This is a genomic window from Streptomyces sp. NPDC003034 (assembly GCF_053591375.1).
Map to the genome: position 1 here is coordinate 413402 of NZ_JBSFTS010000003.1, position 12486 is coordinate 425887.

Here is a 12486-nt window from a genome sequence, read left to right on the forward strand (position 1 = left end):
ATAGGCATATGTCGAATTCTCAGGTGGTCGAGCTTCCGGTCCTGCCGACGACCGGGCCTGCCGTTCCGTGCTGCCCGCCGATCACCTCCGCCGAGCTGTCGCAGGCGGACGCGGAGAAGATGGCCGCGATGTTCAAGGCGCTGGCGGACCCGGTCCGCCTGCGGCTCTTCTCCAAGGTCGCCTCTCACGCGGCCGGCGAGGCCTGCGTGTGCGACATCGCGGATGTCGGCGTCTCGCAGCCCACCGTGTCGCACCACCTGAAGAAGCTGCGCGAAGCCGGACTCCTCACCTCCGAGCGGCGCGGCACCTGGGTGTACTACAAGGTCGAACCGTCGGTGGTCGCCGCGATGTCCGCCCTGCTCGACCTGCCGAGCTGACCCGGAACCGCACCCGGACCCCGCACCCGCCGCCCCACGACGCCTCACCCGGCGCCCGCACCTCACCGGCCGCGTACCGCGCAGCATTCCCGCAGGTCCGCCCCGACAGCCGCCTTCAGGTCACATCTTGAGAGCGATGTGTCGCACGGGCCCCGGGAGCCGCCCCTCGGCGTACACACCGCGCACATCAGCGGCCATACTGAACCGGCCGGGGAGGGCGTGGCACGACGACGGGGGCGGCTTCAAGACATGGCGGAGTCCAGGCTGATCCAGGGCCGGTACCGGTCGCTCGATCTGATCGGGCGCGGCGGCATGGGCGAGGTGTGGCGGGCCCGGGACGAATCGCTGGGCCGCCAGGTCGCCGTGAAGTGCCTCAAGCCCCTCGGGCCGGAGCAGGACGCCCACTTCACCCAGGTGCTGCGCGAGCGGTTCCGCCGCGAGGCCCGCGTCGCCGCCTCCCTCCAGCACCGGGGCGTCACCGTCGTCCACGACTTCGGCGACGACAGCGCCGCCGGCGGCCCCCTCTATCTCGTGATGGAACTCCTCGAAGGCCGCAACCTCAGCCAGCTCCTGGAGGACAACCAAACGCGCCCGCTCCCCGTGGACGTGGTCGTCGACATCGCGGAGCAGATGGCCGCCGCCCTCGGATACACCCACGACCAGGGCGTCGTCCACCGGGACCTGAAGCCGGCCAACATCATGCGGCTCACCGACGGCACGGTGAAGATCTGCGACTTCGGCATCGCCCGGCTCGCCCACGACATCGGCTTCACCGCCAAGCTGACCGGCGGCGGCATGGCCATGGGCACCCCGCACTACATGTCCCCCGAGCAGATCGCGGGCGGCGAAGTGGACCACCGCAGCGACCTCTACTCCCTCGGCTGCGTCCTGTACGAGATCGCCACCGGCGCCCCGCCCTTCGACCTCGGCGACTCCTGGTCGGTGCTGGTCGGACACCGCGACACCGCACCCGTGCCGCCGCGCGAACACCGCCCCGAACTGCCGGAGTACTTCGCCCGGATCGTCCTGGACCTGCTCGCCAAGCGGCCCGAGGACCGGCCCGGCGACGCCCGCCACCTCCACCGGCGGCTCGTCGAGGCGCGCGTCGGCCCGGTCGGACTCCCCGGCGCCCAGGCCCCGCTCCCGGCGTGGGCCCGCGGCATGACCGCCGGGCGCAAAGCCGGGCAGGGTCCCCGCCCCGCGAGCGGCGAGTGGGCCGTGCTCACCGGATCCTGGACGGCCGCACGCCCCGGCGGCGGGCCCCGCGCCGACCGCCCGAGCGGCCCGCAGCCCCTCGTCCGCCCGGAGCCGGCCGAGGACCCCCGGCTCACCGCGGCCTACGGGATCCCGCGCGACCGCCGCCCCGGCGCGGGCCGCCCCGGCGCCGGCCGCGTCGGTGCGGGCCCGGGCACAAGCCCCGGCCCGGCCGGGAGCGCCCCCGACGCGCTCGCCGCGGGTCACACACGCGCCTTCGCCCTGAGCCGCGCCGGCCGGGCCGAGGAGGCTCTGGCCGTGTACGAAGCCGTGGCCGAGGGGCGCACGCGGATCCTCGGCCCGGATCATGCCGACACCCTCGCGGCGCGACAGGAGGCGGCGTACGAAAAAGGCAGGCTCGGACGCCACCGCGAGGCCTACGAGATCTACCGCGCGGTGCTCGTCGCCCGTGAGCGCACCATGGGCCCGCGCCACCCCGACACCCTGCGCTGCCGTCACAACCTGGCCTGCGCCCTGGGCGCCCTGGGCCGGTTCGCGGACGCCCACGCCACCGCGGCGGAGGTCGCCGCCGACCGCGCGGCCGTGCTCGGCGCCGAGCACGCGGACACGCTCCTCTCCCGGTACGAGGTGGCCTACGCCCTGGGCCGGCTGGGCCGCTGGGAGGAGGCGTTGGCCGACTTCCGCCACGTCGCGGCCGTACGGGAGGGGGTGCTCGGCCGCGACCACGCCGACACCCTGGCGGCGCGCTACGAGGTCGGCGTCGCGCTCGGCCGCACCGGGCGCGCCGAGCAGGCCCTCGACCTGTTCCGGGCCCTGGTCGCCGACCGCACCCGCGCGTACGGGGCCACCCACCCCGAGACGCTCCGCGCCCGGCACGTCCTAGGCGTCAACCTGGGCCGGCTGGAACGCTGGGAGGAGGCGGTGGCCGAGGCGCGGCAGGTGGGCGCCGCACGCGCGCGGGTGCTCGGCCCCGAGCACCCGGACACCCTCGTCAGCCGCCGGGAACTCGCCGCCGGGCTCGGTCGGCTGGGCCGCTGGGAGGAGGCGCTGCCCGTCTACCGGGAGCTGGCGGGGATCCGCGAACGGGCCCTCGGCGACGACCATCCCGACACGGCGCTGGCCCACGCGGACGAGGCGCACTGTCTGGAGCGGCTCGGCCAGGTGTGCTACCAAGAGCCATGACGACCTCGCGGGGCACCGGCCGGAGCGTGTTCGAGAAGGACGTGTACGACGCGGTGATCGTGGGCGGCGGGCACAACGGCCTGGTCGCCGCCGCGTACCTGGCCCGGGCCGGGCGCTCGGTCGCGGTGCTGGAACGGCTCGGCCACACCGGCGGCGCCGCGATCTCCACCCGCCCCTTCGCGGGCGTCGACGCCCGGCTGTCGCGCTACTCGTACCTGGTCTCCCTGCTTCCGCCCAAGATCGTGCGCGAGCTGGGCCTGCGGTTCGCGGTGCGCAGGCGCACCGTCTCCTCGTACACGCCCACCGAGCGCGGCGGCCGACCCGGCGGACTGCTCGTCGGCGGCGGCGAACGGCGCACCAGGGAATCCTTCGCACGGCTGACCGGCTCGGACCGCGAGTACGAGAGCTGGCGCGCCTTCTACGCGACCACCGGACGGGTCGCCGCCGCGGTCTTCCCCACGCTGACCGAGCCGCTCCCCACTTGCGCGGAGCTGCGGGCGAGGATCGACGACGAGGCGGCCTGGCGGATGCTGTTCGAGGAGCCGCTCGGGCATGCGGTGGAGCGCCACTTCGCCGACGACCTCGTACGGGGCGTGGTGCTCACGGACGGTCTGATCGGCACCTTCGCGGACGCGCACGACCCCTCGCTCGCGCAGAACCGCTGCTTCCTCTACCACGTCATCGGCGGCGGAACCGGTGACTGGGACGTGCCCGTGGGCGGCATGGGCGCCCTGACCGACGCACTCGCCGCGGCCGCGCGGCAGGCCGGCGCGCGGATCGCCACCGGCCACGAGGTACTGCGCATCGACACCGACGGCACCGACGGCAGCTCACCGGCCGAGGTGGTCTTCCGTACGGCGGCGGGGGAGGGGCGGATCGCCGGACGCACGGTACTGGTCAACGCCTCGCCGCGGGCGCTGGCCGGATTCCTCGGCGAGGCACCGCCCGAGGGGCCGGCCCCCGAAGGGGCCCAGCTGAAGGTCAACATGCTGCTGCGGCGGCTGCCGCGGCTGCGGGACACCGCCGTGGACCCGCGCGAGGCCTTCGGCGGCACCTTCCACATCGCCGAGGGGTACGCCGACCTCGCCCGGGCCCATGCGCAGGCCGCCGCCGGGGAACTGCCGTCCGTACCGCCCTCGGAGATCTACTGCCACTCACTGACCGACCCGACGATCCTCGGGCCGGAGCTCGTCGAGCAGGGCTACCAGACGCTCACCCTCTTCGGACTGCACACCCCGGCGCGCCTGTTCGAGCGGGACAACCACGGCGCGCGCGAGACGCTGCTGGCGGCCACGCTCGCGCAGCTCGACGCGCACCTGGCCGAGCCGCTGACCGACTGCCTGGCCTTCGACGCCGACGGCCGCCCGTGCATCGAGGCGAAGACGCCTCTGGACCTGGAGGATGAGCTACGGCTGCCCGGCGGCCACATCTTCCACCGGGACCTGTCCTGGCCGTACGGAACCGGCCAGGACGAGGGCGCCGGCCGGTGGGGCGTGGAGACCGGCCACCGCAACGTACTGCTGTGCGGCGCGGGGGCCGTGCGCGGCGGCGGCGTCAGCGGAGTCCCCGGCCACAACGCGGCGATGGCGGTGCTGGAGCGCTGACCGCCGTCAGCGCGAGCGGTCGGCGGGAACCGGCAGCGCGAGCCGGCAGCGCGAGCCGTCAGCGCAGGGGTTCGATGACGACGATCGGGATCTCGCGGTCCGTCTTGCTCTGGTACTCGTCGTAGGAGGGCCAGTGCTCGACCATCAGGGGCCAGTACGCGGCCCGTTCCTCGGAGGTCGCCGTGCGGGCGGTGGCCTGGACGACCTCGGGGCCGACCTGGATGCGGACCTCGGGGTGCGCGGTGAGGTTCTTGTACCAGAAGGGGTGCTCGGGGGCGCCGCCCTTGGAGGCGACGACGAGGTAACGGCCTTGGTCCTCCCCGTAGATGAGCGGCGTCCGGACGGGCTTTCCGCAGACGCGGCCCACGGTGGTCAGCAGGAGGGTCTGGGTGCCGTTCCACTGGTGGCCCTCGGCTCCGTTCGAGCCGGTGTACAGCTTGACGTGGTCCAGCTGCCAGCTCCCCGGCTTGGGGTCGGTGGGGTTGTCCCAGTCGATGTCCGTCGTCATAGGGCTCTGCCTGCCTTCACGTTGAACGGTGGATGAACCCGACAACGAGTGTCAACGCCCAGGAGCACGGTGTTATGCCGGCTGCGCGGGGGAGGCGGGGGCCGGGGCGGGGAGGGCGAAGCCGTCGAACAGGCCGTCCAGCGCCCGCTGCTTCGCCCGGGCGGGCGTGGCGCGGATCGCGAGGTCGCGGGCGGCCACGGCGAGGGGATGGGCGAGCGCGGCGATCCGGCCGGCCCGGCGGGCCCGCACCCGGATGGCCTCGGTGCGCGTGCGGCGGGCCGCGCTGTAGGCGGCCAGGGCGGCCGGCACCTCCGGCCCGTCCAGGAGGTGGGCGAGGACCACGGCGTCCTCGACGGCCTGGCAGCCGCCCTGGCCGAGATTGGGGGTCATGGCGTGGGCGGCGTCGCCGAGCCAGACGAGCCGGCCGTGGTGGAAGCGGGGGAGCGGGGCGGCCAGGTCGAAGAGGTCGTGCTGGAGCACCGCGGTCGGGTCGATCCGCTCCAGCAGCGCCGGGATCGGGTCGTGCCAGGTGCCGAAGCGGCGCAGGAGTTCGGTGCGCGGGTCGGCGGGGCGGTAGCCCTGGGGGACGACGGCGGTGGCGTAGAGGTAGACCCGGCCGTCGGCGAGCGGGACGACGCCGAAACGCTCCCCGCGCCCCCAGGTCTCGGCGGCCACGGGGGGTGCGGAGCCGGCGGGCAGGACGGTGCGCCACGCCGTCTCACCGCTGTAGCGCAGGCCGGGGTGGGACGGGAAGTACTGGCGGCGCAGGGCGCTGTGGATGCCGTCGGCGGCGAGGACGAGGTCGGCGCGGAGGTCGCCGGCCGCGGTGCGGACCACGGGGCGGCCGCTGGCCAGGGAGACGCCGTCCGGCGAGGCGCCGTCCACGGAGGTGACGGCGGTGGCGTACCGGATGGAGCCTTCGGGGAGGGCGTCGGTCAGTGCCGCGGTGAGGGCCGAACGGTGCACGGCGAGCGCGGGCCGGCCGTAGCGGGCGGCGATCGCGTCGGGATCGGCGCGGCTGAGCCAGTGGCCGTCGGGGCGGCGCAGGCCGCCCAGCGCGGCGGCCACGGCATGCCCGGCGGCGCGGGTGACGTCGAAGCCGATGGAGTCGAAGGCCCGCAGGGCGTTGGGCGCGAGGACGATCCCCGCGCCGGCGGAGGACGGCCGCGGCGCCCGCTCGCACACGGTGACCCGCCAGCCGCGGCGGTGCAGGGCCACGGCTGCCGTGAGCCCGCCGATCCCCGCACCCGCGACGACGGCATGACGCTGAACCTCCGGCATGGCGTGCTCCCTCTCCCGCGCAATTGCACCATGGCCTCTACAGCTGTAGAGCCGATGGCTTCACTCTACAGCTGTAGAGTGAAGCCATGTCCACCCCTCACGCCAATCCGCAGAGCACGGACCGCCGCACGCTGATCGCGGACACGGCGATCGGCCTCGTGGCCGAAGCCGGACTGCGGGGCCTGACCCACCGCGCCGTTGACACCGCGGCGCGGCTGCCGGCCGGCAGCACCTCGTACTACTTCCGTACGAGGACGGCCCTGATCGGTGCCTGCTACCAACGGCTGGCGGAACTGGACCTCGCCGACGTGGACGGTGCCGGCGGCGCCGGCGACGGTGGTGGCGGTGGCGGTGGCGGCGGTCTGGGAAGCGCCGTGCCGGCCGACCGGGACGCGGCCGCGGCGGCGCTGGCCGCGCTGCTGCACCGCTGGCTGACCACCGGACGCGCGAGGCAGCTGGCCCGTTTCGAACTGAGCCTGGAGGCCGCGCGGAATCCGGAGCTGGAGCCGCAGTTCCATCAGGCCGGCCTGGGCGCGCGGGACCGGGCCGCGACGATCCTCCGGGCGTTGGGGTCGGAGCGGCCGCAGGAGGCGGCCGAACTCATGGTGGCCTGGGCGGACGGCCTCCTCTACGACCGGCTGGCCGGCGCCCTGGCCCGCTCCCGCCCGGCCCCCGATCCGGCCGAACTGGCCTCCGTCGTACGGCGGATGCTCGACGCGGTCCTCGTCCCGTCTGGTCCAAAGCCGTAGGATCCAGACATGATCGCTGAACTGCAATGCATCGTCCTGGACTGTCCTGATCCGCTCCGGCTGGCCGAGTTCTACCGGACCCTGCTGGGCGGCGCGGTCAACCAGCCGGACCGCCGCTGGTCGGTCGACGAGGACTGGGCGACGCTGCACACGCCCTCCGGCTCGGTCCTCGCCTTCCAGCGGGCGGCGGACTTCCAGGCGCCCCGGTGGCCGGACCCGGCCCGGCCCCAGCAGTCCCACCTGGACCTCACCGTGCCGGACCTGGGCCGAGCCGAGGAACAGGTACTGGCCTGTGGCGCGACACTCCTCGACCCCGGTCCCGAAGGCCGCGACTGGCGCGTCTACGCCGATCCGGCGGGCCACCCCTTCTGCCTGATCGCGGCTGACCACGTCGGTGGCTGACCGTGGCTGGATTGACCACGTCGGCGCCTGACCGTGGCGGGGCGGACCACGTCGGCGCCTGACCGCGGCCGCGGCCGCTCACGGAGATGCGAGAGACACGTCTAGTCGGCCGAGCGGGTCCAGCCGATGGCCTTGACGCGGCCGGCGTCGGCCGGGCGGTCCTCCGCGAAGAGCAGGCGGCCCGGTTCCGCCACGCGTACGAGGTCGACGTAGACCCCTCGCCCGACGTAGCGGCCGGTCGCGGAGTGTCGGATGCGCAGCCGCACCTCACGGCCCGCCCAGGCGGCGGTGAGCGGGGCTTCGAGGCGGTGCCAGATGCGGCCGGACCAGCCTCCGGCGGAGCCCCGCGGCCACTGTTCGGCGATACCGCCCGTGGACCGCAGCGTGCTGAAGGCCAGCGGCTGCCAGGTCCGCCCGTCGGGCGAGGCCTCCACGTGGAAGGCGCCCTCCCCGGGCACGGTGTCCCACCACACGGCGCAGCGCAGCCGGGCGGCGGCGGTGGCCGGGGTCAGCGGCGGGAGGGTGAGGGTGCCCGAACCGCCGGGGTCGGTCCCGGAGAACCAGGCGGCGCCGCCGTGCCGGGTGCGGACGGGAACGGCGCGGGCGAAGCGGTTGGCGACCGCGACCCGGGGCGCGCTGCCGGCCCGCCAGGTCCGCACCGGATGCACGGAGTTGCCCAGCATGATCAGGAAGGAGTCGGTGGAGGGGTCGAGGACGAGGGAGGTGCCGGTGAAGCCGGTGTGGCCGGCGGAGTGCGGCGTGGCCATGGCGCCCATGTACCAGTGCTGGTAGAGCTCGAAGCCGAGACCGTGGTCGTCGCCGGGGAAGGCCGTGTTGTAGTCGGTGAAGAGCAGCTCGACGGAGGCGGAGCGCAGGATGCGCCGGCCGGCGTAGACCCCGCCGTCGAGGAGGGTGCGGGCGAGGACGGCCAGGTCCCACGCCGTGCCGAAGATGCCGGCGTGACCGGCGACACCGCCCAGGGCGTAGGCGTTCTCGTCGTGTACCTCGCCCCACACCAGCCCCCGGTCGAGGCCGGACCAGGGCGGACGCTGCACCTCGGTGGCGGCGGTGCCCCGGCGCCAGGAGAGCGGCGGGTTGTAGCGGGTACGGCGCATTCCCAGCGGGCCGGTGATCTCCTCGTGGAGCAGCACGTCCAGGGTGCGGCCGGTGATGCGTTCCAGGAGCAGTTGCAGCGTGATGAGGTTCAGGTCGGAGTACCGGTACACCGTCCCGGGGGTTTCCTGCGGCCGCACCGACGCGAGCAGTCTCAACTGCCCCTCAGGGGTGCGCTCCTGGTAGAACGGCGCCCAGGAACGGAGCCCCGAGGTGTGCGTGAGGAGCTGGCGGACCGTGATCAGCTCCTTGCCGGGCCCGGCCTCCGGGCCGGCGGTCGGGCCGGTGGGGCCGGCGGTCGCCGCGTCCCCGCAGAACTCCGGCAGGTACCGGCACACCGGGGCCTCCAGCTCCAGCCGGCCGCGCTCCAGCTGCTGCACGGCAAGGATGGACGTGAAGAGCTTCGTCAGCGAAGCCAGGTCGAAGACGGTGTCCTCCGCCATGGCGATCCGTTCGGCCGGCGGGAACTCCCGGGCCCGGTCCGTCCGGCCGTCGTAGTCCGCGTACCGGACGGCGTCGCCCACGGCGCGGTGCAGTGCGATGGTCCGGCCGCGCCCGGCGAGGACCACGGCCCCGGCGTAGTAGGGGTGTTCGGGCGAGGGCTCCAGGAAGCGCCGCGCCTCGTCCACCACTCCTTCCAGGTGCTTTTCCAGCAGTCCGGCCTGGCGGGCGGACCCGTACCGCAGCCGCAGGCCCTGGAGGGCGCGTCGCTCGACCGGGTTGCCCGCCGCCCCGGCGGCCGCCGGGAGCGCCGCGTGCAGTACGAGCACCCCGCCGAGCGCGAGCAGCCGCCCGCCCAGCCGCCGCCGGCTCAAGCCGCCGCCCGGTGCGGCTCCCTGCGGTGCGGCGCTCCCCGGTGCGGCTCCCTTCGGTGCGGCTCCGCCCGGCGCCGCTCCGCCCGGTGCGGCCGCGTGCGGCAGCCGGGTGCCGCCTTCGCCGTCGCGGCCGCCGAGGTGGCGGCCGTCCTCGCCCTGGCCCGATTCCGGCGCGCCGTTGTCCCCCGTACCGCCCATGTCCGCTCCTCCTCGTCCCTGCCCGCGCCCGCCGGGCTCTGCCGTCGTCCTGTCGCCGCCGTGGTGTCGCCGCCGTGGTGTCGCAGTGATGTGGCTGTGCTGTGGTCTCGCGATGGTGCCCGGTCCGCGGCGCCCGGCTCGCACCTCGCCGCGGCTGTCGTCGGCGCCCCAACGCGTCCAGTACACGGGGTGTGCCGCCGCCTCGCGCCACACGACACCGCAGTCCGCAGGCCTTAGGGCCCACTTCGACGACAGGCTCAGTGGATATCTGCCCGCGCATCGCCCATCTCCCGCACCGGCCAACCGCTAAGAAATCTGACGCTGCATCAGAAAAGCCCTTCCCTCGGCCGCCGGGCTGCGGCATCCTGCCGCCCATGAAGACGGAGCTGAGCAGGAAACTGGGAGTCGAGCACGCCATCTTCGGCTTCACGCCCTTCCCGGCGGTCGCCGCCGCCATCACCCGCGCGGGCGGATTCGGCGTACTCGGCGCGGTCCGCTACACCGAGCCCGACGACCTCAAACGCGACCTCGACTGGATGCAGGCGCACACCGACGGCAAGCCCTACGGCCTCGACGTCGTCATGCCCGCCAAGAAGGCCGTCGACGGCATCAGCGAAGCCGACATCGAGGCGATGATCCCGGCCGCGCACCGTGCGTTCGTCCGCGACACCCTCGCCGCACACCACGTGCCCGAACTCGCCGAGGGAGAGGCTTCCGGCTGGCGGATCACCGGGTGGATGGAACAGGTCGCCCGCAACCAGCTCGACGTCGCCTTCGACTACCCCGTCAAACTCCTGGCGAACGCCCTCGGTTCCCCGCCCGCCGACGTCATCCGGCGCGCCCACGACCACGACGTCCTCGTCGCCGCCCTCGCCGGCAGCGCCAAGCACGCCCGGCGCCACGCCGAAGCGGGCATCGACATCGTCGTCGCCCAGGGCTACGAGGCCGGCGGACACACCGGCGACATCGCCACCATGGTCCTGGTCCCCGAGATAGTCGAGGCGGTCGCCCCCCTCCCGGTCCTCGCCGCGGGCGGTATCGGCAGTGGCGAGCAGATCGCGGCCTCACTCGCCCTCGGCGCCCAGGGCGCCTGGCTCGGTTCCCTCTGGCTCACCACCACCGAGGCCGATCTGCACTCGCGCGCCCTCACCGAGAAGCTGCTCGCCGCAGGCTCCGGCGACACCGTCCGGTCCCGCGCCCTCACCGGAAAGCCCGCCCGCCAGTTGCGCACCGCCTGGACCGACGCCTGGGACGACCCGGACGGCCCCGGCGCGCTCCCCATGCCGCTCCAGGGCCTGCTGGTCGCCGAGGCCGTCTCCCGCATCCAGAAGTACGAGGTCCAGCCGCTGCTCGGCACCCCCGTCGGCCAGATCGTCGGCCGGATGAACACCGAGCGCAGCGTCCAGGCCGTCTTCGACGACCTCACCCGCGGCTTCGAGATGGCCGTCGACCGCATCACGCGCATCGCCGGCCGAGCCTGAGAGAGGAGCGCGACCGCCATGAACGACAAGCAGGCGCCGGCAGCAGGGTCCCTAGGGACGAAGTCCGGTGGAGGGTTCTGGGCGCAGGCCGCCGCCGACCCGGACCGCACCGTCCTGATCACCCCCGGGGGCGAGGAGTGGAGCGCGGGCCGGCTCCACGCCGACGTCAACCGGCTGGTCCACGGGCTGCGGGGCGCCGGCCTGGAGAGGGGCGACGCCTTCGCCGTCGTCCTGCCCAACGGGGTCGAGTTCCTCACCGCCTACCTCGCCGCCACCCAGGCCGGCTTCTACCTCGTCCCCGTCAACCACCACCTCGTGGGCCCGGAGATCGCCTGGATCGTCTCCGACTCCGGCGCCAAGGTCCTCATCGCCCACGAGCGCTTCGCCGACGCCGCCACCGCCGCGGCCGACGAGGCGGCCCTGTCCGCGAGCCACCGCTACGCCGTCGGAGCGGTCGCCGGCTTCCGTCCGTACCGCCGGCTCCTCGACGGACAGCCCGCGACGCCCCCCGAGGAGCGCACCCTCGGCTGGGTCATGAACTACACCTCGGGCACCACCGGCCGCCCGCGCGGAATCCGCCGCCCGCTGTCCGGCAAGCTGCCGGAGGAGACGTACCTCGGCGGCTTCCTCGGCATCTTCGGCATCCGCCCCTTCGACGGCAACGTACACCTCGTCTGCTCGCCGCTCTACCACACGGCCGTCCTGCAATTCGCCGGCGCGGCCCTGCACATCGGGCACCCGCTGGTCCTGATGGACAAGTGGAGCCCGCAGGAGATGCTGCGCCTGATCGACCAGTACGCCTGCACGCACACGCACATGGTCCCGACCCAGTTCCACCGGCTCCTCGCGCTCCCGCAGGAGACGAAGGACGCGTACGACGTCTCCTCGATGCGGCACGCCATCCACGGCGCCGCCCCCTGCCCGGAGCACGTCAAGCGGGCGATGATCGACTGGTGGGGCCGGTGCGTGGAGGAGTACTACGCGGCGAGCGAGGGCGGCGGCGCCTTCGCGACCGCCGAGGACTGGCTGAAGAAGCCGGGCACGGTGGGCAAGGCGTGGCCGATCAGCGAACTGGCCATCTTCGACGACGCCGGCAACCGGCTGCCGGCCGGTGAACTCGGCACCGTCTACCTGAAGATGAACACCGGCGGCTTCAGCTACCACAACGACGAGGGCAAGACGAGGAAGAACCGCATCGGCGACTTCTTCACCGTCGGCGACCTGGGAGTACTGGACGAAGAGGGCTACCTCTTCCTCCGCGACCGCAAGATCGACATGATCATCTCGGGCGGCGTCAACATCTACCCGGCCGAGATCGAGTCGGCCCTGCTCACCCATCCGGCGGTCGCGGACGCCGCCGCCTTCGGCATTCCCCACCCCTCTTGGGGCGAGGAGGTCAAGGCCGTCATCGAACCGGCCGAGGGCTTCGTGGCGGGTGAGGCCCTGGCCGCGGAGATCCTGCGCCACTGCGAGCGGCGACTGGCCGGCTACAAGCGCCCCAAGTCCGTCGACTTCATCGAGACGATGCCGCGCGACCCGAACGGCAAGCTGTACAAGCGGC

The 12486-nt window shown here is 74.0% G+C and carries 10 protein-coding genes; 7 read left to right on the forward strand and 3 right to left on the reverse strand.

Annotated elements, in window-relative coordinates:
* The first annotated feature begins 8 nt into the window (after positions 1-8).
* The 3 genes from ACWDX7_RS06380 to ACWDX7_RS06390 all read left to right on the forward strand — a co-directional run bounded on the left by ACWDX7_RS06380 (position 9) and on the right by ACWDX7_RS06390 (position 4378).
* Positions 9-377 carry a metalloregulator ArsR/SmtB family transcription factor gene (locus ACWDX7_RS06380; RefSeq protein ID WP_451488356.1) on the forward strand — a complete coding sequence of 123 codons (369 nt, stop codon included), beginning with the start codon at positions 9-11 and terminating at the stop codon, positions 375-377.
* 249 nt (positions 378-626) lie between these two features.
* Positions 627-2774: a protein kinase domain-containing protein gene (locus ACWDX7_RS06385; protein WP_451488357.1), complete on the forward strand. Its 2148-nt coding sequence runs from the start codon at positions 627-629 to the stop codon at positions 2772-2774.
* Positions 2771-4378: a phytoene desaturase family protein gene (locus tag ACWDX7_RS06390; RefSeq protein WP_451488358.1), complete on the forward strand. Its 1608-nt coding sequence runs from the start codon at positions 2771-2773 to the stop codon at positions 4376-4378. Before ACWDX7_RS06385 ends, ACWDX7_RS06390 begins: the two co-directional genes overlap by 4 nt.
* A gap of 58 nt (positions 4379-4436) precedes the next feature.
* Here the strand turns inward: ACWDX7_RS06390 and ACWDX7_RS06395 are convergent, their stop codons facing one another.
* A complete protein-coding gene (locus ACWDX7_RS06395; protein WP_451488359.1) occupies positions 4437-4886 on the reverse strand; it encodes a nitroreductase family deazaflavin-dependent oxidoreductase in 450 nt (149 codons plus the stop codon).
* A 72-nt stretch (positions 4887-4958) separates the two neighbouring features.
* Entirely contained in the window at positions 4959-6167 is a 1209-nt protein-coding gene (locus ACWDX7_RS06400; protein WP_451488360.1) for an FAD-dependent monooxygenase, read from the reverse strand.
* A gap of 86 nt (positions 6168-6253) precedes the next feature.
* Here ACWDX7_RS06400 and ACWDX7_RS06405 point away from each other — a divergent pair, with 86 nt between their 5' ends.
* Together ACWDX7_RS06405 and ACWDX7_RS06410 are read left to right on the forward strand one after the other, a co-directional pair.
* Positions 6254-6916 (forward strand): TetR/AcrR family transcriptional regulator, encoded by a 663-nt coding sequence (locus ACWDX7_RS06405; RefSeq protein ID WP_451488361.1) that lies wholly within the window; start codon positions 6254-6256, stop codon positions 6914-6916.
* Between the two features lie 9 nt (positions 6917-6925).
* Positions 6926-7318, forward strand: a complete 393-nt coding sequence (locus ACWDX7_RS06410; RefSeq protein ID WP_451488362.1) for a VOC family protein — start codon at positions 6926-6928, stop codon at positions 7316-7318.
* A 101-nt stretch (positions 7319-7419) separates the two neighbouring features.
* Here ACWDX7_RS06410 and ACWDX7_RS06415 read toward each other — a convergent pair whose 3' ends face one another.
* On the reverse strand, positions 7420-9444 hold the full coding sequence (locus ACWDX7_RS06415) for a serine hydrolase (RefSeq protein ID WP_451488363.1): 2025 nt from the start codon (positions 9442-9444) through the stop codon (positions 7420-7422).
* A 374-nt stretch (positions 9445-9818) separates the two neighbouring features.
* On the opposite strand from ACWDX7_RS06415, the gene ACWDX7_RS06420 reads away from it, so the two are divergent.
* Together ACWDX7_RS06420 and ACWDX7_RS06425 are read left to right on the forward strand one after the other, a co-directional pair.
* Positions 9819-10925, forward strand: coding sequence for a nitronate monooxygenase (locus ACWDX7_RS06420; protein WP_451488364.1), 1107 nt, complete (start codon positions 9819-9821; stop codon positions 10923-10925).
* Positions 10926-10943: 18 nt separating this feature from the next.
* Positions 10944-12486: acyl-CoA synthetase (locus ACWDX7_RS06425; RefSeq protein ID WP_451749713.1), on the forward strand; the 1543-nt coding region annotated here is incomplete at its 3' end.

Bases quoted from the DNA above. Each gene is read 5' to 3' on its own strand.
- ACWDX7_RS06380 (WP_451488356.1), top strand. From the start codon at position 9: ATGTCGAATTCTCAGGTGGTCGAGCTTCCGGTCCTGCCGACGACCGGG.
- ACWDX7_RS06385 (WP_451488357.1), top strand. From the start codon at position 627: ATGGCGGAGTCCAGGCTGATCCAGGGCCGGTACCGGTCGCTCGATCTG.
- ACWDX7_RS06390 (WP_451488358.1), top strand. From the start codon at position 2,771: ATGACGACCTCGCGGGGCACCGGCCGGAGCGTGTTCGAGAAGGACGTG.
- ACWDX7_RS06395 (WP_451488359.1), bottom strand. From the start codon at position 4,886: ATGACGACGGACATCGACTGGGACAACCCCACCGACCCCAAGCCGGGG.
- ACWDX7_RS06400 (WP_451488360.1), bottom strand. From the start codon at position 6,167: ATGCCGGAGGTTCAGCGTCATGCCGTCGTCGCGGGTGCGGGGATCGGC.
- ACWDX7_RS06405 (WP_451488361.1), top strand. From the start codon at position 6,254: ATGTCCACCCCTCACGCCAATCCGCAGAGCACGGACCGCCGCACGCTG.
- ACWDX7_RS06410 (WP_451488362.1), top strand. From the start codon at position 6,926: ATGATCGCTGAACTGCAATGCATCGTCCTGGACTGTCCTGATCCGCTC.
- ACWDX7_RS06415 (WP_451488363.1), bottom strand. From the start codon at position 9,444: ATGGGCGGTACGGGGGACAACGGCGCGCCGGAATCGGGCCAGGGCGAG.
- ACWDX7_RS06420 (WP_451488364.1), top strand. From the start codon at position 9,819: ATGAAGACGGAGCTGAGCAGGAAACTGGGAGTCGAGCACGCCATCTTC.